This is a genomic window from Microthrixaceae bacterium, assembly GCA_016702505.1.
Classification (GTDB): Bacteria; Actinomycetota; Acidimicrobiia; order Acidimicrobiales; family Iamiaceae; genus Aquihabitans.
Genome location: JADJDU010000001.1, coordinates 148510 through 168166, shown reverse-complemented (window position 1 = coordinate 168166; position 19657 = coordinate 148510). Strand labels below are relative to the sequence as shown.

Genomic DNA, 19657 nt, shown 5'->3' with positions numbered 1-19657 from the left:
CTCCTACTGACCTTCGGGGTTTCCGGAGGCCGGAACGTCGTTGGGTCCGGGAGCGGCTACGACCTGGGCAACCGGCACCGACGACTCGGCGGTGCCGGCGACGAAGTCGTTGCCGAACTCGGCGAGTGCAGCCTTCAGCGCGTCCTCGTCGAGCTGACCGGTGTCACGGATGCCGGCCAGCAGACCGGCGTGGCGGGTGCGCATCCAAGCCAGCAGGTCAGCCTCGTAGCGCCGCACCTCGGGTACCGGCACCGGGTCCACGTAGCCGCTGGTGCCGGCGTAGAGCACTACGACCTGCTCCTCGACGGGCAACGGCGAGTTGAGCCCCTGCTTGAGGAGCTCGGTGAGGCGCTGACCACGATCCAGCGTGGCCTGGGAAACGGCGTCGAGCTCCGAGCCCATGGAGGCGAAGGCCTCCAGCTCACGGAACTGGGCCAGGTCACCCTTGAGGGAGCCGACCGCGGCGCGCATGGCCTTGATCTGGGCCGCACCACCCACTCGGCTCACCGACTGACCAACGTTGATGGCCGGTCGGTTGCCGGACTTGAACAGGTCGTCGTCGAGGAACACCTGACCGTCGGTGATCGAGATCACGTTGGTGGGGATGTAGGCCGAGATGTCGCCGGCCTTGGTCTCGATGATCGGGAGGGCGGTCATGGAGCCGGCGCGGTTGGCGTCGCTGAGCTTGGCGGCCCGTTCCAGCAGCCGGCTGTGCAGGTAGAAGACGTCGCCTGGGTAGGCCTCGCGCCCCGGGGGACGACGCAGCAGCAGAGATACGGCACGGTAGGCCTCGGCCTGCTTCGAGAGATCGTCGTAGACGACCAAGGCGTGCTCGCTGTTCTCCATCCAGTGCTGGCCGAAGGCACAGCCGGTGTAGGGGGCGAGGTACTTGTAGGGAGCCGGATCCGAAGCCGGCGCCACCACGACGACGGTGTAGTCCATGGCGCCGCGGGCCTCGAGGGTGGCCACCGTCTGGGCCACCGAGGACGCCCGCTGGCCGATGGCCACGTAGACGCACTTAACGCCCAGACCCTTCTGGTTCAAGATGGTGTCGATGGCCACGGCGGTCTTGCCGGTCTTGCGGTCACCGATGATCAACTCACGCTGGCCCCGCCCGATGGGGGTCATGGCGTCGATGGCCTTGATACCGGTCTGGAGCGGCTCGTGCACCGGCTTGCGGCCGAGGATGCCCGGCGCCTGGATCTCCATGCGCCGCTGCTGGGTGCCGACCAGCGGGCCCTTGCCGTCGACGGGCTCGCCCAGGGTGTTGACCACCCGGCCGAGCAGACCGTCGCCGCAGGGTACCGAGAGAATCTCACCGGTGGCCCGAACTACCTGGCCCTCCTCGATGTTGCCGACTTCGCCGAGGACCACGGCGCCGATCGACTCCTCGTCGAGGTTGAGCGCCAGACCGATGGTGCCATCGGCGAACTCGAGCATCTCGTTCACGGCGCAGTCGGGCAGACCACCAATGGTGGCGATGCCGTCGCCCACCTCGAGAACGCGGCCCACCTGGGCAGCGGTCACGTCGGGCGTGAAGCCCTCGAGGTTCTTTCGGAGGGCGGCGGTGATGTCTTCGGTGTTGATGGTGAGCTCGGCCATTTGCCGTTTCTCCTGAGCCGTGTGAAGAAGAGAGGAGTCTGTGCGTGGGGCATGTCCGCCCAACGGCGGTGGGCCCGGCAGCGTTGGGAACTAGAGGGCGTTGCGGAGCTGATCGAGGCGACGGCGGATGGAACCGTCGATGACGGTGTCTCCGACCTGGGCCACCACGCCGCCCTTGAGGGACGGATCGATGATGACCTTGATCTCGACCTGCTTGCCCGTGGCCCGGCCGAGAGCGTCGGCAAGGCGGGACTTCTGGTCGTCGGTGAGGGCGATGGCCGAACGAACCTCGGCCACCTCCTTGTTGGCTTCCGCTGCCGACATCGCCACCAGTTGGTCGACGATGGCGGGCAGGTCACGGACCCGGCCGGTGCCCACCACCATCGAGACGAGGCTCGTGGTGACGGGTAGGGCCTTGCCGCCGAGGAGGTCGACGACGATCTGCTGACGGACGGCCACAGGGATGTGGGGGTCCGCGAGCTTGTCACGAAGCTCGTCATTGCCCCGCACCACCTGGGCCACCCGGAACAGCTCGTCCTCGACCTCGCTGAGCGGGCCTTCGGACCGAGCGACCGCGAATAGGGCCTCGGCGTATGCCGTGGTGCGGTCGTCGGACATCAGCGGGACGCTCCCACCTGGTTGATGTAGGACTCGATGAGCGCCACGTTGGTGTCACGATCGAGGTTGCGCTCGACGACCTGCTCGGCGGCGCCGATGGCCAGGGCGGCCACCTCGCCTCGGAGGTCGGCGATGGCCTGGGTCTTGGCGGCTTCGATCTCACCGGTGGCCCGGGCCCTCATCTCGGCGATCTCCGCCTCGGTGCGGGCCTGGAGGTCACGCTTCATCTCATCTGCCGTCTGACGGGCCTCTTCGATGATGCGAACCGACTCGTTGCGGGCATCGGCCAGCTGGGCCTGGTACTGGGCGAGGATGTCGCTGGCCTCGGTGCGCTGGGCCTCCGCCGACTCGAGGTCGGTGCGGATGCGGTCGGCGCGGGCGTCGAGCGAAGTCCGCATGGCGGGAAGAGCGAACTTCCACATGCCGAGCATCACCACAACGAAGCCGAACGATCCCCAGAAGATCTCGTGGGTCTCGGGGAGCAGCGGGTTGGGGGCCTGCTGGCAATCGACGTCGATGGAGTTGGCGGCCTCGATCTCCTCGATGCAGGCGTGAGCCGCATGGGAGAGCTCGTGGCCACCTTCTTCGGCGGCAAGCTCTTCGGCAGGCACGGAGATGGCCGTAGGGCCCTCCTCATGACCGCCTTCCTCCTGGGCCGAGGCCACGCGGGCCGACCCGAAGAGGCCAAGGACAATGACCGCGGTAGCTGCGAACAGCAGACGGAATCGTCTCATCAGATGTGTCCTTTCGGCCGGAGCCTGAAATCAGGAGCCGGCGAGGAAGAAGACCACGAAGCCGATGAGGGCCAGGGCCTCGACGAAGGCGACGCCCAGGAACATGGTGGTACGGACCATGCCGGCGGCCTCGGGCTGACGAGCCATGGACTGGACGGCCTGGCCGACCAGGTAGCCGATGCCGATACCGGGGCCGAGGGCTCCGATGCCGTAACCGATGGCAGCAGCGCCCTTGTTGGTGATCTCTGCGAGGAGCATTTTGGTCTCCTAGCCCTTTCGTGGTTTGGGTCTGGGTTTGTGGGTCTCTAGATGAGAGCTGGGGTGCTCAGTGATCCGCGTGGATCGACAGTCCGATGTAGACGGACAGGAGCAGGGTGAAGACGTAGGCCTGGAGGAACGACACCAGGACCTCGAACGCCGTGAAGAACACCATGGCGAAGGCCGGCAGCGGCAGGAAGATGGCGTACCACTTGGCGGTGAACAGGCCGGCGGAGAGCGTGGCGAAGGTGACCAGGAGCATGTGCCCGGCCAACAGGTTGGCGAAGAGACGCACCATCAGGGAGAAGGGGCGCACCAAGAAGGTGGAGACGAACTCGATGGGGGTGATCAGGATGTAGAGCGGCACCGGCAGGCCGGGCGGGAACAGCGATGACTTGAGGTAGCCGAGAGGGCCCTGCGCCTTGATTCCAGCGCCTACGTAGCAGAAGAAGCCGAACACCGCGAGCATCATGGGCACGGCGATCTGGGCCGAGGCCGGCATCTGGAAGATCGGGATGATCTCGAAGATGTTGGTGAAGAAGATGAAGAAGAAGGTGGCCATCAGCACCGGGGTCCACCCGGTGTGGTGGTCTCCGATGTTCTCCTTGACGATGCCGTCCTCGATGAACTCGACCGAGATCTCAGCGAGGCTCTGGGCCCGACCGGGCACAAGCTGCTTCTTGTTGCCCAGGATGAAGACCAGGTAGGTCATCACGGTGGCCAGCACGCAGATGAGCGCAACCTTGTTGAAGGCGTAGAAGGTGCCCTCGCCGAACATGGCGGGCCAACGGACTACGTGGGAGAGCGGTGGGAACTCGAGAGCCAGCACGGGGTGGTCTACTCCTCAGAACCGGGCTTGAGGCCAGGGAAGGCCAGTGAGGCGGAAACGAAACGGGCTTCCCAGAAGAGAAGGCCGAGGTGGGCGACGATGAGCGTGGCACCGAGGGGCCATGCGGCCACCCAGTCCATGTGGCGCACCGCCATGACGGCGCCGACGATGGCGCCCAGGCGTACGAGGAACCCGAAGAGGGTGACGCCCATCAGCAGGCTGTAGGAGGTGCGAGCGGCCCATGCGAGCAGGGCGGCCGACACCCAGAAGTTGGCCAGGATCAGTCCGGCGGCGAAGGCGACCGACAGGATCCCGTCGACGCCCCAACCCACGAAGCCCACCGCCAAGAAGATCGGCAGGGCGCGGACGCCACGGCGAATCAGGTCGCCGGCTACCTCACGCTCGACGGCGGGGCCGGTGTCGCGCATGGTGAAGGTGGGGTCGGCAGCCACGGTCACGGGGTCTCCCCCGTGTTCGGTGTGGCACCGATGCGAGAAGTGGTCCGGGGGCGGTTCCAGACCGCACCCTCCTCCTCGCGCTTCATGGCTTCGTCGTAGCCGAGCCAGAGCTTGGCGAACATGCCGATGAACCCGAACACGACGAGACCGATGGTGAACATCGGCGCCGTGCCGAGGGCCCCGTCTACGAGCCACCCGATGCCGCCGAAGACCACGGGCACAGCCGCGAACTCGAAGCCGCGCGCGAGCGTGTCGGCGTAGCCCTTGTTCAGCTGTCGACGCGCTCTGAGATCCATCAGTGGAGGGCTCGTTGGGGTGAGGTGATGCCGGGGCCTGAATCGGTGTGGTCGTGAGTTCCCCGGCCGCCGGATGGGACTGCTCGAGGACTTTGTGAACCGGAGCGCAATCTAGGTGACAAGGGCGCGAGCCCACAAATCCGACCGGGGAGCCGAGCACGCGGTGCGGCGACCCACCAATGCTGCGCCGTTTGGATCGGTGAAGCAAGGTTCCATTTCAAACCAGGGGTTCGGTCCGCGTGAGCTCAGGTCGAGGTCGAGGAAAGTTCGTCAGGGTCCGATTCCAGGGACTCGCCGCCCACGTCCCCGACCTGATCGGACTCGCCGTCCTCCTTTGCCGCACGCACACCAGGGTGGAAGAAGGTGTACAGCACCAGGCAGAGAAGTAGGACGAGCATCGGAACCAGCGAGTCACCCTCACCGGTGTAGACGGGGTAAAGGACGAAGATCGCCAACAGACCGGTCCAGAGCCACAGGATCACCACGCTGCGACGGTGGCCGTGCCCCAACCGCATGAGGCGATGGTGCAGATGCTCTTTGTCCTTCTGGGCCACACCAGCACGCCGGCGGGCGCGGCGCACGATGGCGAAGGCGGTATCGACGATGGGGACACCCATGACGAAGAACGGGATGAACAACGGAGCGAAGAAGAAGTAGACCTGACCCGAGAAGGTCTGACTGGTCTGACCGCCTACCAACATCGTGCTGGCCGCCATCAGGCCCCCGAGCATCAAGGCCCCGCCGTCGCCCATGAAGATACGGGCCGGGTTGAAGTTCCATGGCAGGAAGCCGAGGCATACCCCGGCGATCGCCACCGAGATGAGCGGGCTCGGGTTCTCCGGGCCGATCACCTCAACCCCCACCGTCGCCAGCTTGTGGCCGTAGAGGAAGAACGACCCTGCCGCGATGGCAACGATCCCAGCAGCCAACCCGTCGAGCCCGTCGATGAGGTTCACCGCGTTGGCCATGCCCAACACCCACAGCACGCTCACCAGCGGGGCGAGGTCGGGGCCGAGCACGAACAGCGAATCGACGAAGGGGATCCTGAAGTACAGGAGGCTCACACCCAGCGCGTACATGATCGAACCGGCCAGCACTACCCCCGCGGTCTTGGCCGGGGCCGACACGTCTCGCACATCGTCGAGCGTGCCCACCGCGCACAGGACCACCGCGCCCGCCGCCACCCCCATCGGCACCGTGAGCCCATCAAACACCGGGCCGAACTGGCCCGAGGCCCAGGCCACACCCAACGCGGCCAGGAACCCCACCAGCATGGCCACCCCACCCAGGTAGGGAATCGGCCGGGAGTGAACGGCCCACTCGGTGGGCACGGCAACGACCGACAGGCGGATGGCTACCGCCCGACACAGCGGGGTGACCACCAACGTCGCCAACAGCGCGACTGCGAAGACCACTACGTAGGCGGAGGTGGCGGGCATCTCAGGTCGGGTGCGGGCGGCGACGACATCCCCCCCGCCGCCCCGCGCGACTCAGGTCGGGTAGGGCTCGAACTTGGAGCAGAGCTCGGCCAGCTCGGAGCGGGTGGTATCGATCACCTTCTCGTCGTCTCGGTGGCTGAGCACCCGGTGGATCTGGAAGGCGATCTCCCTCATCTCGCGGTGACCCATACCCTGGGTGGTCACCGCCGGGGTGCCGATGCGCAGGCCAGAGGTGATATAGGGCGGGCGAGGATCATCGGGCACCGTGTTCTCGTTGAGGCTGATCCCCGCCCGGTCCAGGGCCAGCCTGGCCTTCTTGCCCGAGAGGTCGGCATCGAACCCACGAAGGTCCACGAGCATCAGGTGGTTGTCGGTACCGCCTGACACCAGGCGCAGCCCGTGGGAGGCAAGGGCCTCGGCCAACACCGATGCGTTGTCCACGACGTTGCGGGCGTACTCGGCGAACTCGGGCTGGGCGGCCTCGCGGAAGGCCACGGCCTTGGCTGCGATCACGTGATCGAGCGGGCCACCCTGCAGCCCGGGGAACACCGCCTTGTCGATGGCGGCGGCATGCTCGGCCCGGGACAAGATGCACCCGCCCCGCGGGCCGCGCAGGGTCTTGTGGGTGGTGAAGGTGACAATGTCGGCCACCGGAACCGGGTTGGGGTGGACGCCACCAGCGATGAGCCCGGCGATGTGGGCGGCGTCGAACATGAACAACGCCCCGACCTCGTCGGCGATTTCCCGGAACGGCTGGGGGTCGATGATGCGGGGATAGGCCGTTGCTCCGGCCACGATCAGTCGGGGCCGGTGCTCGAGGGCCAGGTCACGAACCTGGTCGAAGTCGATTCGTTCGTCTGAGGGGGTGACCCCGTAGGAGACGAAGTTGTAGAGGATGCCGCTGGCGTTGACCGGCGACCCGTGGGTGAGGTGGCCACCCTGGTCGAGTCGCAGGCCGAGCACGGTGTCTCCCGGTTGGAGAAGCCCCAGGTACACGGCCATGTTGGCGTTTGCCCCCGAGTGGGGCTGGACATTGGCGTGATCGGCGCCGAAAAGGGCCTTGACCCGATCTCGGGCCAAGTCCTCGGCCTGGTCGATCACCTCGTTGCCGCCGTAGTACCGCTTGCCGGGGTAGCCCTCGCTGTATTTGTTGGTCAGCACCGATCCGGTGGCTTCCAGGACGGCTGGCGAGGTGAAGTTCTCCGAGGCGATCAGCTGGACCGTGCGGTTCTGGCGGTCCCGTTCGGCATCGATGATGTCGAACAGTTCGGTATCTCGACTGGTGGGCCAGCTCATCGGTTTGCTCCTGAGTCGGGACCCGCGGCCCGGGCGGTGATGCCGGGTACCAGCGAGTCGAGGTAGGTGTCGAGTCCAGATCCATCGGCGCCGTAACGACCGATCTCAGCCAGCTGGTCGACTCTTTGCTGGTGGCGTCCGCCCTGGTACGGCGTCTGGATGAAACACACCACGATCTCATCGGCCAACGCGGGGGCCACGATCCGACCACCCAGCGACAACACGTTGGCATCGTTGTGCTCGCGGGCCATGCGAGCCGTGTACAGGTCGTTGCAAAGGGCCGCCCGCACTCCCAACACCTTGTTGGCGGCGATCTGCTCACCCTGACCCGATCCCCCGAGAACGATGCCCCGCTCCACGTCGCCACGGGCCACGGCTCGAGCCACCGCCGCGCAATAGGCCGGGTAGTCGACGCTCTCGGTGCCGTCGGTTCCAAGGTCGATCACGGTGTGATCGAGATCGGTGAGCATGGCCACCAAGTGGGACTTCAGGTCGTATCCAGCGTGGTCGGCTCCGATGGCGATCCGCATCAGGACTCCAGGTGACGTGTTGGGGGAAGGAGGTTGCTGTTCAATGATGGCCGGTGACGGCCGGTTCGGACCACGCCAGCGCCACGAAACGATCCAGCAGGTCATTGAGCTGGGCGGCCGTGCGTTGGAAGGCCTTGCGAGATCCGCCAATGGGATCGGTCACCTCGAGGCGTCGATCCTGGCGGAACAGGTCGGCGCGCTTGCGGTCCTGGCCCAGCTCGGCCAGCCACTCATCGAAGGGACGGGTGCCTCGGGCACCGTGGTTCTCCGCCCTGAAAACCAGGTCCGGGAGGGTGTACGCCTTGGTGAACAGCTCGGGGCGGATCACCACGACCTCTCGCACATGGCGTTGTTCCATTCCGATCACCAGATCTACGCCCGCCGCCATGTCCTCGTTGACGATCCGGGACCGGTGGCTACTCAGGTCGAGACCAGCCTCGGCCATCACCTCGCGAGCATGGGCGTGGGCGGGATCACCATCGAGCACCAACCCGAACGAGGACACGTGGGCGTCAATGCCCCTGTCCTCGAGGCGCTGGCGCAGCAGGACCTCTCCCATCGGGGAACGGCAGATGTTCCCGGTACACATGACGACGATCTCGATGGCAGGTGAGTGTAGAGGTGGATGTCGTCGAGCACGCCACTACTTGACCAAACGGTCAAGTAGTGCGTTGACTGTGGCGATGCCCTCCACCTCCACGATCGACCCCAGGTGGCCAGTGCTGGTCGGTGTGGGTCAGGTCGAGCAACGAACCGAAGACTTCCACGATGCCCTCTCCCCCGATGCCCTCCTAGTCGAGGCGGCGTTGAAGGCTCAGGCCGACAGTGGAACCGATGGCCTCCTCGGCTCCGTCGACACGGTGGCGGTGATACGGATCCTGTCGTGGCGCTACCGCGACCCGGGCGCCCTCGTGGCCCGCAGACTCGGCATCTCGCCCAGGCACACCATCGTCACCGACGATGGAGGCAACTACCCCCAGACGCTCGTCAACCGAGCATGCCTGGCAATCCTCGCCGGTACGTCGGACGCGGTGCTCATCGGCGGTGCCGAGACCTGGCGCACCCGTTCGCACCACAAGGCCGCCGACCTGAAGCCGGACTGGCCGGTCCAAGACGACAGCGTCGAGCCGGCTGAATCGGTCGCCAACAAGGCAGAACTGTGGCACCCCGGCGAGTGGGCCCGCCGGGTGATGCTGCCCATCGAGTTCTACCCGCTGTTCGAGAACGCCTACCGGGCCGCTCGAGGTTGGACCATCGACGACCACCGCGACCGCGTGGCGCAGCTCTGGTCAGGCTTCAGTGAGGTGGCCGCGACCAACCCCAACGCCTGGATCCGTCGGGCCTTCGACGCCGATGCGATCCGGACGCCCACCCCCGACAACCGAATGGTCGGCTTCCCTTACACGAAGCTGATGAACGCCAACAACGCCGTCGAGCAGGCAGCCGCCTTCGTGGTGTGCTCGGTGGAACGGGCCCGTTCCCTCGGCGTCTCCTCAGACCGCTGGGTGTTCCCGTGGACGGGAACCGATGCCCACGAGCACTGGCACGTCTCGAACCGCTGGAGCCTGGCCGAGGCCCCGGCCATCCGCGTGGCGGGGCGTCGGGCCCTCGAACTCGCCGGTGTCGGGGCGGACGACGTGGCGCACGCAGACGTGTACTCGTGCTTCCCCAGCGCGGTTCAGATCGCAGCCAACGAGATCGGGCTGGGCACGGACCGTCCCCTCACCGTCACCGGCGGGCTCTCCTTCGCGGGCGGGCCGTGGAACAACTACGTGAGCCACTCGATCTCGGCCATGGTCGAACGGCTGAGGAGCGATCCAGGAACGGTCGGGCTGATCACCGCCAACGGCGGCTTCCTCACCAAGCACGCGTTCGGCGTGTACAGCACGAGGCCACCGGATGCGGCCTTCCGCCACGCCGACGTTCAGGACGAAGTCGATGCCGGTCCATCCCGCGCATTGGCCGAGATCGTCGACCCCACCACCGACGGCACCGTGACGGTCGAGACGTCCACGGTCATGCATGACCGGACCAGCACCCCCGAGAGAGCCATCCTGTCCACACTCCTCGCCGACGGACGAAGGGCATGGGCGGGGTCCACCGATACCGACGTACTTCGGGAACTGATGACGGTGGAGACCGCAGGCCGCCATGGGACCGTGGACGCCGACGGCACCTTCACCTTCACCGACTGACCTCACATTGGCGAGCGGCGCGGTTAGGTCCAAGCGAACGCCAGCCGCCGATCGGTTCGCGTCCTCAGCGCCTCGACTGCCTGGGATGCCCGGGTTCCCCGTCCACCGCCACAGCCAACGCTCCGACCACGATGGCCAGGGTGGCGGCGATGTCAGCGGCTTCGCTGTCCACCCAGTTGAAGGCCCGGGCCACGATCAGAACGATCCCGGCCAGGATGATCAGGGCTCCTATCCGGGTCGTCACCGTCCCAGTATCCCCGGCCCACGCGGGGTCGACCAACAACGGCCGCGCCCCTCGACGCAGGCAAGGCGTCGCCTGCAGCAACTGGTGTGTGGAGGTTCCTGGACGGTCCTACGTCAGGCCCAACTCGGTCGCTGACACGGAGCCCTCACGAAGCATCCGCGGCGTGAGGTCGCTCACGTCGATGACCGTCGAAGCCACCGTTCCCGCCGGGCCGCCGTCGACGACCAGATCGACCAGTCCGACCAGCGACGATGCGGCAGCGGCCGCGTCGGTGGCGGTCGGCTCTCCATGCCGGTTGGCGCTGGTGGTCGCTATCGGCCCCACGTGGGCGGCGAGCATCCGAACGAAGTCTGAATCCGGGCACCTCACCCCGACCGTGCCCGAGGCGCCCCCCAATTCCATCTCTCGCGCCGACGTGCTACGCGGCAGGACCAAGGTCAGCGGCCCCGGCCACCACCGACTCATCCAGCCCTCGATGCGCTGGTTCACCGCCGATGGGTCCACCAGTTCCAGGGCCTGGGCGCGGTCGGCGACCAGCACGGCCAGAGGTTGTGCAGCCGAACGGTCCTTGAGGGCGAACAACGCCCCGGTCGCGCCTCGGATCCGGGGTAGTGCACCCACCCCGTAGACGGTGTCGGTTGGGATCACCACCGTCCCGCCCGCCTCGAGCACGGCGATCGCTTGCACCAGCGCTTCCTCAGGATCTTGGAGGGCCGACACCAACAGCGACACGGGTGACCAAACTATCGTCGACTTCCATGTCAGCAATTCTGCGCAACCGCCTCCTTGCGGCCGCCACCGCCGCTCTGATCATGCTCGTACCAGCATGCGGATCAGATGAAGGCTCAGCCCCAACAACCACAACCGCCGCTCGGCTCACCACCACCACCGCCGAGACCACGACCACGGTCGACAACTCCGCCGAGAAGGCCGAACTGAAGCTGGTACCGGTGTTGTCGGTCACCGGATGTCCGGCATTGGAATCCACCACCACCACCCCCACCACCGCCCCTGCAACCGACAGCACGCCCTCTACCTCGGCACCTGGCACAACTGCCGCCGAGCCGGACAGGTCCGGCGACCTCGACGGCCTGTTCCCCACCGCCGACGGTGTCTACTGCCACACCGTGGGCGAGCCCTTCGGTGACGGCAACGATCTCCACGATGCAACGGTCGCCGATTTGGACGGCGCATACCAGGTGATGGTGCGGGTGAAGCCGGAATCCAAGGAAAAGCTCAACGCCGGGTTCAACTCCTGTTTCAACGGCCAACCAGAATGCCCGGCCGGTCCGTCCGGAAGAGGGTCAGCGGCCTTCGTTCTCGACGGTGTCGTTCTGCTCGCTCCGGCGATAGCCGTAGAGGACATGGCCGACGAAGTGTTCCTGATCGCAACTGGCCTCACCGAGCGCGAGGCCCGAGGGCTCATCTCCAAGATCAATCGCTGACCCCCTGAGGACCCCAGCCGATATTTCCGGTCGTCGTCGCTACCAGGTTGATCAGACCGAGGCGTTGCCTCGGTCTAACCATGCCGTGTTCATGGGTCGGCTCCCTATTCACTCGCCTCCTGAACGGCGAGCGAAGAAGTCGAGCCGACAACAGCCCGACAGTTGTCGTCCGAACTCGGCACGATCCAGATCGGGTGGCTAACGGCCTCGGGCCACGACACAACGAGACAGCCCGGCGTGGTCGACCTGGACGGTCACCTCGGTGAACCCCGCTTCTCGGGCCAAGGCTCGAACCGCATCGGCCTGGGTTGCACCTATCTCGATGACCACCGCACCATCGGCGGCCAGCCACCGCGACACCCCGGTGAGGATCTGCTCATGGCACTCGAGACCTCCGGGCCCCGACACCAGGGCCGAGGCCGGCTCCCAGTCGGCCACCGACCGATCCAGATCCTCGGACGCCGCGATGTAGGGAGGGTTCGTGATCACCACGTCCACCAGTCCCTCCAAGTCGACAGGCAACGGATCGAACCACGACCCCTCCACCACCCGGACCCGACCACCGGACATGCCCAGGCCCGACAGGTTGGCGCGGGCCACAGCCAGTGCGTCGGGCGAACGGTCGATCAACCACACGTCGGTTCCCGGCCGCTCGGCCGCAACCGACAGCCCGATCGCCCCCGAGCCCGTTCCCAGGTCAACCACGGTCACCTCATGGCCGTCTGGACGGGCCATGATCACACGGTCCAACTCGTCGAGGGCCCAACCCACCACCTGTTCGGTCTCAGGTCGAGGGATGAGAACCCGGCGATCACACATGAGGTCGAGGGTCCGGAACGGCCAGTGACCGAGGACGTACTGGATCGGTTCGCCCCCGACGCGTCGCTCCACCATCTCGTCGAGGCGGGCCACGCCCCGAGTCGTCGCCGGAGAATCAAGGCCAAGCTCCAACTCGGCACCCTCCATCCCACTCGCTTCTTCGATCAGCCACCGAGCCTCAGAAGGCGGCGAGGTCACTGAACCGTTCCCCCCGATCCGCTGGATGGTCTCGGCCAGCAGCGCTCGCCACGAGATCGTTCCATCGACGGCATCGGTGACGGAACCATCGACGAGGTTGGGCTCACCCTCGTCGGCGGGGGCCTGGTCCCTCATGCCGATTCGGTGAGGCGGCGAGTCTGCTCGTCGTGGACCAGGGCGTCACTCACCTCGTCGAGCTCGCCGCCGAGCACCTTGTCCAACTTGTAGATGGTGAGTCCTATCCGATGGTCCGAAACCCGGTTCTCCTTGAAGTTGTAGGTCCGAACCTTCTCGGACCGCCCTCCCCCGCCGACCTGGTCGCGACGGGCCTCCGACAGCTCGCTGGCCTGGCGGTCCTGCTCCAGCTTCAACAGCCGGGACCGCAGGACCTGCATGGCCTTGGCCTTGTTCTGGATCTGTGACTTCTGGTCCTGCATGGACACGGTCACGCCGGTGGGCTTGTGGGTGAGACGTACGGCGGAGTCGGTGGTGTTGACCGACTGCCCACCCGGGCCCGAAGACCGGAAATACTCGACCTGGAGATCGTTGGGGTCGATGTCCACATCGACCTCCTCGGCTTCGGGCAACACGGTCACCGTGGCCGAGGACGTATGGATACGGCCCTGGGATTCGGTGGCGGGAACCCGCTGCACCCGATGAGGACCGCCTTCGTGCTTGAGGCGGGTCCACGCCCCTTCACCGGCCACCAGGAACGTGACCTCGTCGTAGCCGCCCAGTTCGGAGTGGTCTGCGTTGAGGACCTCGAGCTTCCAGCCCTGACGCTGGGCGTAGCCCTGGTACATGCCGAACAGGTCGCGGGCGAACAAGTTCGCCTCCTCACCGCCTTCGGCCCCGCGGATCTCCACGATCACGTTTCGACCTTCGTTGGGGTCTTTGGGCAGGAGGAGCAGTTGGATCTCGGTGGTGAGGCGCTCCACGTCGGCGTCGGCCTCCGTGGCTTCCTGGCGCATAGCCTCGCGGTCGTCGCCGCTCAGCTCGGCCATCATCTCCCGGGCGGTGGCGGCATCGTCGGCGCGGCCACGCAGTACCACCGAACGGGACACGATGGCCTCCAGCTCCTTGTGCCGGCGGGCCAGCTCCCGGTAGCGAGCCTGATCGGAGAAGACGTCCGGATCAGCCAACCGGACCTCCACGTCAGCCAGCTCGGCTTCGAGAGCATCGAGACGATCCTGCATCAGATGCCACCCTCGCCCGACAGCGATCGCCAGTCGTCGGGGACCATGACCACCTCGGCCGGCAACCGGAGCAAACCGGCAAGGTCGTTGGTGATCCCGAGCGCATCATCGGCCGGCACCGCCAGCACCAACCGAGCTCCGGGCGCATGGGTGAGGCGATCGTCAGCCGCAGCTGGGACCAGTTCCAGGTCGATGCCGGTAGAGCACACCACGACCATCGGATCGCCTTGCCTATCGGTCCCAACCGCGGTGGCCACCCCGATCTCACGGAGATTGCGACGGGGACAAGCAGAGCCCACTGGGCGAAGCTGGGCCGCCCCGACCAGGTCTGGGCGGCCGACCACCACCGAACGAAGCCAACGCTCGGGCACGAGTTGGTTGAGCGGGTGTCGGTCCGCCCCGCCATGGCGGGACCGACGAACCACATCGACGGCACGGGCCACCGCATCGGTCTCGCCGAGATGGGCGAACATCATGGCCCCAGCTTCGCGGTCGAACCTGCCTACTCCGGCTTCGACATGGGCCGAACCGTCATCACCGACCACCACTCGGGCCACCTCGAGTCCCAGTAGTTCACCCATCAACTCGCCGCCCTCCACCACCGGGTCTAGCCCCGCGGCGGCCAACACCGGGCGGTACAGCTCGGCTTCGGGAGGCGGAGCGGGGTCGACAGCAGGGTCCGCCGCCGTCACCGCTATCAGGTCGGCCCCGTCAGCCCTCCAGATCTCGATGGGGCAGCTCATCTGCCCTGCACGTCGGGCCAGGATTCCCGCCGCTTCGGCTTCCTCGGAGTCGACGATCACGTGAAGGTGGTTGGGCCGGTCATCGGAACCGCCTCGAACGGCCAGGGCCATCGCCATTCCGAGGCGTCGGGCCGGGTCGTCATCGACCAGGACCCAGGTCTGCCCTCCGTTCCGGTCGTTGAGCGAGGCTCCCGCCGGCGACGATCCCGCGCCCACATCGTCTGGAACCCCCCACCGTCGGGCCACCAGGGCGCGCAGCTTGGTGGCTAGCAGGGCAGCACGGCGATCGGCTTCGGCGGTGTTCATGGCGGTGGCGTCAGGTCCCGGGCGCGCCACGTGCGCCGGCTGGGCCGGCGCACGTGAGCGAGATCGTTGGGACTACTTGTTGCGTCGGCCGTAGCGGCGCTCGAAGCGGTCGATACGACCACCCGTGTCCACCAGCTTCTGCTTGCCGGTGTAGAAGGGGTGGCACTCGTTGCAGAGCTCGACGGAGATCTCCGCCTGAGTGGAGTGGGTGGTGAACGTGTTGCCGCAGGAACAACGGACGTTGGTCACCACGTAGTCGGGGTGGATGTCAGCCTTCATAGATGTCTCCAGTGTGGCGGTTGAACCGTCGCCGACCAAATGTAGCGATCCACACCCCAAAGCGGTCTGGGCGCCGAGGCGGCGAACGGAGCCAGTCAGGTCAGGCCTTGCCGATCTCGGTCAGCAGCGCTTCGTTGGTCCGAATGGTCTTGAGCCGCTCGACCAGCATCTCCAGACCGGCGGCGTTCGATCCCGTCTCGTCCTTCAAGCCGCCCAGCACTCGACGCAGCTTCCAGGCGTTGTTCAGGTGCTTGCGGTCGTAGAGGAGCTCCTCGTGACGGGTGGAGGATCCGTCGACGTCGATGGCCGGGTAGATCCGGCGTTCGGCTAGGCGTCGGTCCAGGCGCAGTTCCATGTTGCCGGTGCCCTTGAACTCCTCGAAGATCACCTCGTCCATGCGAGTGTTCGTCTCCACCAGAGCTGTGGCCAGAATTGTGAGCGATCCGCCCTCTTCCACGTTGCGGGCGGCGCCGAAGAACTTCTTGGGCGGGTACAGGGCGCCAGCGTCGATGCCTCCGGCCATGACGCGGCCGGTAGCCGGAGCGGCCACGTTGTAGGCCCGCGCCAACCGGGTGATGCCGTCCAGGACCACCACCACGTCACGGCCCATCTCCACGAGGCGCTTTGCTCGATCGATGACCAGTTCGGCAAGGGTGATGTGCTCTTCTGAAGGTCGGTCGAAGGTGGACGCCGCCACCTCGCCGTTGAGCAGCCATCGCTTCATGTCCGTGACCTCCTCGGGGCGTTCGTCCACGAGGAGCACGATGACGTGGACCTCGGGGTGGTTGCGCTCGATGGCCCGGACGATGTCCTTCACGACGGTGGTCTTGCCCGCCTTGGGCGGAGAAACGATGAGCCCACGCTGACCCTTGCCGATGGGAGCGACAAGGTCGACGATGCGGGCGGTCATGTTCTCGGGGAAGTCGGTCTGCTCCAGCGTCAGACGCTCATCGGGGAACAACGGGGTGAGGTCGTCGAAGTCGGGTCGCTCGGGCTGGTCGGGCCGCGCCGGGGTGCCGTTGACCTCGTCGATCTGCATGAGGGCGGGGTTCTTCTCGTTGCGGTTGGCCATGCGGCTCTTGCCCTTGACCACGTCTCCTCGCCGCAGACCGAACTGGCGAACCTGCTTGACCGACACGTAGGCGTCGTCGCGTGAAGGCAGGTACCCGTTGACCCGGAGGAACCCGTAGCCCTCTTCCCGCAGGTCCACGAAACCTTCCACGTCCACCGGTTCGGCGGGCGGGAGGTCATCCTGGTCGTTGCGGCGGTCACGGTCACGACCACGGCGGCGACGGCGACGGTTGCCGGTCTCCACTTCGTCTCCACCGCTGCCCTGGGACCCCTGACCCTGTTGGTCTCCTCCGGTAGCCCCTTCGGGGACTCCAGGCTCTTCAGCACCGGCGCCATCACCGTTGCGGTCGGAACGACCGCCGCCTGATCGTTGGCCTCGGCTCTGCCCTTCGCCGCCTGCGGCCTCCGCCTCGGCGTCGTCGTCACCTTCGGCTCCCCCAGTGACACCGGCATGGGCGGTGTCACCGTCGTCTTGAGTTGAGATGTCGTCGAAGTCGAAGGCCGGCGCTGAACCGGCATCGCTCTCGTGCGGGGCTGGCTCGGGGGCCAGTTCGGGGGCCGGTGTGGCTTCATCCTCGTCGTGCCCTACGAGGGACAAGATCTGCTTGACGATCGTGGGCTTGGTGGCACGGGCCGCCACTTTTCCGCCCAGCGTCTCGACGATCGTGACCAGTTCGGAACGCTCCTTGCGCTCGAGCACTGACGGATCGAAAGCCTGACCATCGGACATGGAGAACACCCTCTCGGAGTGGTTGCGGTTCTTCGGAGCGGCGAGCGCGACGGGCGTCACCGCAGGGGTCTGAACTCCCACCTCGGAACGGAACCCACCTGGGTGATCCCGGCCCGAGGATCGGAGCGGCTCCGGACGCAGTGTCTCGGACCCGTCGGGCATGGTAGTCACCTGCGACACTGACCGGCATGACCGCATCGGCTGACACCACCGACACCCGCACCCAGACGATCGTCACGCTGGACATGGAGGGGGTCCTGGTCCCCGAGATCTGGATCGCCGTGGCCGAACGGACCGGGATCGACGCCCTGCGGAGAACCACCCGCGAGGAACCCGACTACGACGTCTTGATGCGCTACCGGCTCGCCCTGCTGGCCGAGCACGGGTTGACGCTGTCTCTGATCCAGGATGTGATCGCCGGCCTGGAGCCACTGCCGGGCGCAGCCGAGTTCGTGGCCGAGCTGCGCCAACGCACCCAGGTCGTCATCCTGTCCGACACCTTCGAGCAGTTCGCGGCCCCGTTGATGCGCCAACTGGGAATGCCCACCATCTTGTGCCACCGCTTGGTGGTGGATGACGACCGGATCACCGACTACCGGATTCGAATCGACGACCCCAAGCGCCGTGCGGTGCAGGCCTTCCAGAGCCTCAACTACCGGGTGGTGGCTGCGGGCGACTCCTACAACGACACCACCATGCTGCTCGACGCCGATGCCGGCTTCTTGTTCCACGCCCCCGACAACGTGAAGGCCGAGTTCCCCCAACTCCCCGCCCACGAAGAGTTCGATGACCTCCTAGCTGCGATCGACGTCCACCTCACCTGACCCGCTACCCACCGGGCCGGAACCGGGCCCCAACTGCGACCGGGTCGCTCCCATATCCCGTCTCGGCCCCTCCACCCCAGACCACCAATGCCTTGACATCGAGAGCCAAGCGAAACATCGAACCTATCGGCCCGCTCTCAGGGTCGCGTCAGTGGCTGATCACTCGGCGAACGTGGGCTTGAAGGGCGGCGAGGTCGTTGGGCAGGGCCTCGAACCGCTCGGGGCGGTCGAAGAGATCGGCCAGGTGAGCCGGAAGCTCGGGGCGGATGCCGATGGCCTGCTCGACCGCATCGGGGAACTTGGCCGGATGGGCGGTGGCCAGACAGACCATCGGGATGCCGGTGTCCCGGCGGGCCTGACGGGCTGCCGCCACCCCAACCGCGGTGTGGGGGTCGAGGATCACGCCGGTGTCGTCGTAGGTACGGCGGATCTCGGCCCTGGTCTGCTCATCAGAGAAGGCCGCCCCATCGAACACCTCGGTGACCGGGGCCAGCCGGGTATCTCCGGTGTCGACCCGACCATCAGCCCGGAACTCGGCCATGCGCTCGGCCAACACCGTCGCATCGCGGTCGTAGAGCTCGAACAGGAGCCGTTCGACGTTCGAGGAAACCTGGATGTCCATGCTCGGGCTGATCGTGGGGTGGACCCCGTGTTGCTCCATGACCCCGCTGGCCAGCCAACGGGTGAGGATGTCATTGCTGTTCGATCCCACCACCAGCTGGCTGATCGGCGTACCGGTCTGGCGGGCCACCCAGCCCGCGAACACGTTCCCGAAGTTGCCGGTGGGAACGGCGAAGGCAATCGGTGAGGTAGCCGAGGCGCCCAGGCTGCGGGCCGCGGTGACGTAGTAGACGACCTGGGCCATGACGCGAGCCCAGTTGATCGAGTTCATGGCCGACAGCCCCACCTCGGTTCGGAACCCCTCGTCGGCGAACAACGCCTTGACCAGGTCTTGGCAGTCGTCGAACGTTCCCGCCACGGCCACGTTGTGCACGTTCGGGGCATCGACGGTGGTCATCTGGCGACGTTGGACGTCGCTCACCCGTCCGGCCGGGTGGAGCACGACGATGTCGAGGTGGTCCTTGCCCCGGCACGCCTCGATTGCGGCCGAGCCCGTGTCTCCTGAGGTGGCCACCACGATGGTGGCCCGTTGGCCCCGCCCCGTCAGCTCGTGGTCGAAGATGTGGCCCAGAAGCTGAAGGGCCACATCCTTGAACGCGATGGTGGGTCCCCAGAACAGCTCGAGGAGGTGGAGGCCGTCATCACCCAGGGGGGTAACCGGACAGACGTCGGGGTGGGTGAAGGTGGCGTAGGCATCGGAGACCATCGCCGCCAACTCAGCCTCGGCGAGGGTGGGGGCCACGTACGGCGCCATCACCGCGGTGGCCACGTCCTGGTACGTCACCAACGTCGACGCGGAGGATTCGGACTGAGCGGGCCACTGGTCGGGCAGGTAGAGCCCACCATCGACGGCCAAACCGGCCAGCAGGACATCTCCGAACTCCAGCGACGGCGCCTGACCTCGGGTGGACACGTACTTCATCTGC

At 66.6% G+C, this 19657-nt stretch carries 22 protein-coding genes; 3 read left to right on the top strand and 19 right to left on the bottom strand.

Annotated features, from left to right (window positions below):
• Positions 1–3 precede the first annotated feature (3 nt).
• The 11 genes from IPG97_00785 to IPG97_00735 all read right to left on the bottom strand — a co-directional run bounded on the left by IPG97_00785 (position 4) and on the right by IPG97_00735 (position 8619).
• Complete coding sequence (locus tag IPG97_00785; GenBank protein ID MBK6855127.1) at positions 4–1602, bottom strand: F0F1 ATP synthase subunit alpha; 1599 nt, start codon at positions 1600–1602, stop codon at positions 4–6.
• Between the two features lie 90 nt (positions 1603–1692).
• Entirely contained in the window at positions 1693–2220 is a 528-nt protein-coding gene (gene atpH / locus IPG97_00780; GenBank protein MBK6855126.1) for an ATP synthase F1 subunit delta, read from the bottom strand.
• The gene (gene atpF / locus IPG97_00775) at positions 2220–2954 is read right to left on the bottom strand and encodes a F0F1 ATP synthase subunit B (GenBank protein ID MBK6855125.1); all 735 of its coding nucleotides are present in this window, start codon (positions 2952–2954) and stop codon (positions 2220–2222) included. The genes atpH and atpF overlap by 1 nt, the downstream gene beginning before the upstream one ends.
• A 30-nt stretch (positions 2955–2984) precedes the next feature.
• The gene (atpE, locus tag IPG97_00770; protein MBK6855124.1) at positions 2985–3212 is read right to left on the bottom strand and encodes an ATP synthase F0 subunit C; all 228 of its coding nucleotides are present in this window, start codon (positions 3210–3212) and stop codon (positions 2985–2987) included.
• 67 nt (positions 3213–3279) lie between these two features.
• Positions 3280–3990, bottom strand: a complete 711-nt coding sequence (gene atpB / locus IPG97_00765; protein ID MBK6855123.1) for a F0F1 ATP synthase subunit A — start codon at positions 3988–3990, stop codon at positions 3280–3282.
• 59 nt (positions 3991–4049) lie between these two features.
• A complete protein-coding gene (locus IPG97_00760; GenBank protein ID MBK6855122.1) occupies positions 4050–4469 on the bottom strand; it encodes an ATP synthase subunit I in 420 nt (139 codons plus the stop codon).
• A gap of 26 nt (positions 4470–4495) precedes the next feature.
• The gene (locus IPG97_00755; GenBank protein ID MBK6855121.1) at positions 4496–4795 is read right to left on the bottom strand and encodes an AtpZ/AtpI family protein; all 300 of its coding nucleotides are present in this window, start codon (positions 4793–4795) and stop codon (positions 4496–4498) included.
• Positions 4796–5040: 245 nt separating this feature from the next.
• Positions 5041–6234, bottom strand: coding sequence for an undecaprenyl/decaprenyl-phosphate alpha-N-acetylglucosaminyl 1-phosphate transferase (locus IPG97_00750; GenBank protein ID MBK6855120.1), 1194 nt, complete (start codon positions 6232–6234; stop codon positions 5041–5043).
• Between the two features lie 51 nt (positions 6235–6285).
• Positions 6286–7530, bottom strand: coding sequence for a serine hydroxymethyltransferase (locus tag IPG97_00745; protein ID MBK6855119.1), 1245 nt, complete (start codon positions 7528–7530; stop codon positions 6286–6288).
• Positions 7527–8060: a ribose 5-phosphate isomerase B gene (gene rpiB, locus IPG97_00740; GenBank protein MBK6855118.1), complete on the bottom strand. Its 534-nt coding sequence runs from the start codon at positions 8058–8060 to the stop codon at positions 7527–7529. The genes IPG97_00745 and rpiB overlap by 4 nt, the downstream gene beginning before the upstream one ends.
• Positions 8061–8100: 40 nt before the next feature.
• Positions 8101–8619, bottom strand: a complete 519-nt coding sequence (locus IPG97_00735; protein MBK6855117.1) for a hypothetical protein — start codon at positions 8617–8619, stop codon at positions 8101–8103.
• A 124-nt stretch (positions 8620–8743) separates the two neighbouring features.
• Between IPG97_00735 and IPG97_00730 the strand changes: the two genes are divergently transcribed.
• Positions 8744–10255, top strand: a complete 1512-nt coding sequence (locus tag IPG97_00730) for an acetyl-CoA acetyltransferase (protein ID MBK6855116.1) — start codon at positions 8744–8746, stop codon at positions 10253–10255.
• A gap of 64 nt (positions 10256–10319) precedes the next feature.
• Here IPG97_00730 and IPG97_00725 read toward each other — a convergent pair whose 3' ends face one another.
• A complete protein-coding gene (locus IPG97_00725; protein ID MBK6855115.1) occupies positions 10320–10499 on the bottom strand; it encodes a hypothetical protein in 180 nt (59 codons plus the stop codon).
• Positions 10500–10607: 108 nt separating this feature from the next.
• Positions 10608–11231 carry a threonylcarbamoyl-AMP synthase gene (locus tag IPG97_00720; protein ID MBK6855114.1) on the bottom strand — a complete coding sequence of 208 codons (624 nt, stop codon included), beginning with the start codon at positions 11229–11231 and terminating at the stop codon, positions 10608–10610.
• Positions 11232–11257: 26 nt separating this feature from the next.
• On the opposite strand from IPG97_00720, the gene IPG97_00715 reads away from it, so the two are divergent.
• Entirely contained in the window at positions 11258–11944 is a 687-nt protein-coding gene (locus IPG97_00715) for a hypothetical protein (protein ID MBK6855113.1), read from the top strand.
• Positions 11945–12142: 198 nt separating this feature from the next.
• Here IPG97_00715 and prmC read toward each other — a convergent pair whose 3' ends face one another.
• From prmC to rho, 5 genes are all read right to left on the bottom strand, one after another.
• Positions 12143–13096, bottom strand: a complete 954-nt coding sequence (gene prmC, locus IPG97_00710) for a peptide chain release factor N(5)-glutamine methyltransferase (protein MBK6855112.1) — start codon at positions 13094–13096, stop codon at positions 12143–12145.
• Complete coding sequence (gene prfA, locus IPG97_00705) at positions 13093–14157, bottom strand: peptide chain release factor 1 (GenBank protein MBK6855111.1); 1065 nt, start codon at positions 14155–14157, stop codon at positions 13093–13095. The genes prmC and prfA overlap by 4 nt, the downstream gene beginning before the upstream one ends.
• Positions 14157–15236 (bottom strand): hypothetical protein, encoded by a 1080-nt coding sequence (locus tag IPG97_00700; protein MBK6855110.1) that lies wholly within the window; start codon positions 15234–15236, stop codon positions 14157–14159. The genes prfA and IPG97_00700 overlap by 1 nt, the downstream gene beginning before the upstream one ends.
• A gap of 42 nt (positions 15237–15278) precedes the next feature.
• Entirely contained in the window at positions 15279–15485 is a 207-nt protein-coding gene (gene rpmE / locus IPG97_00695) for a 50S ribosomal protein L31 (protein MBK6855109.1), read from the bottom strand.
• 100 nt (positions 15486–15585) lie between these two features.
• The gene (rho, locus tag IPG97_00690) at positions 15586–17448 is read right to left on the bottom strand and encodes a transcription termination factor Rho (protein MBK6855108.1); all 1863 of its coding nucleotides are present in this window, start codon (positions 17446–17448) and stop codon (positions 15586–15588) included.
• 26 nt (positions 17449–17474) lie between these two features.
• On the opposite strand from rho, the gene thrH reads away from it, so the two are divergent.
• A complete protein-coding gene (thrH, locus tag IPG97_00685; GenBank protein MBK6855107.1) occupies positions 17475–18110 on the top strand; it encodes a bifunctional phosphoserine phosphatase/homoserine phosphotransferase ThrH in 636 nt (211 codons plus the stop codon).
• Positions 18111–18258: 148 nt separating this feature from the next.
• On the opposite strand, the gene IPG97_00680 is transcribed toward thrH, so the two are convergent.
• Entirely contained in the window at positions 18259–19653 is a 1395-nt protein-coding gene (locus IPG97_00680) for a threonine synthase (protein MBK6855106.1), read from the bottom strand.
• Between the last annotated feature and the right edge of the window lie 4 nt (positions 19654–19657).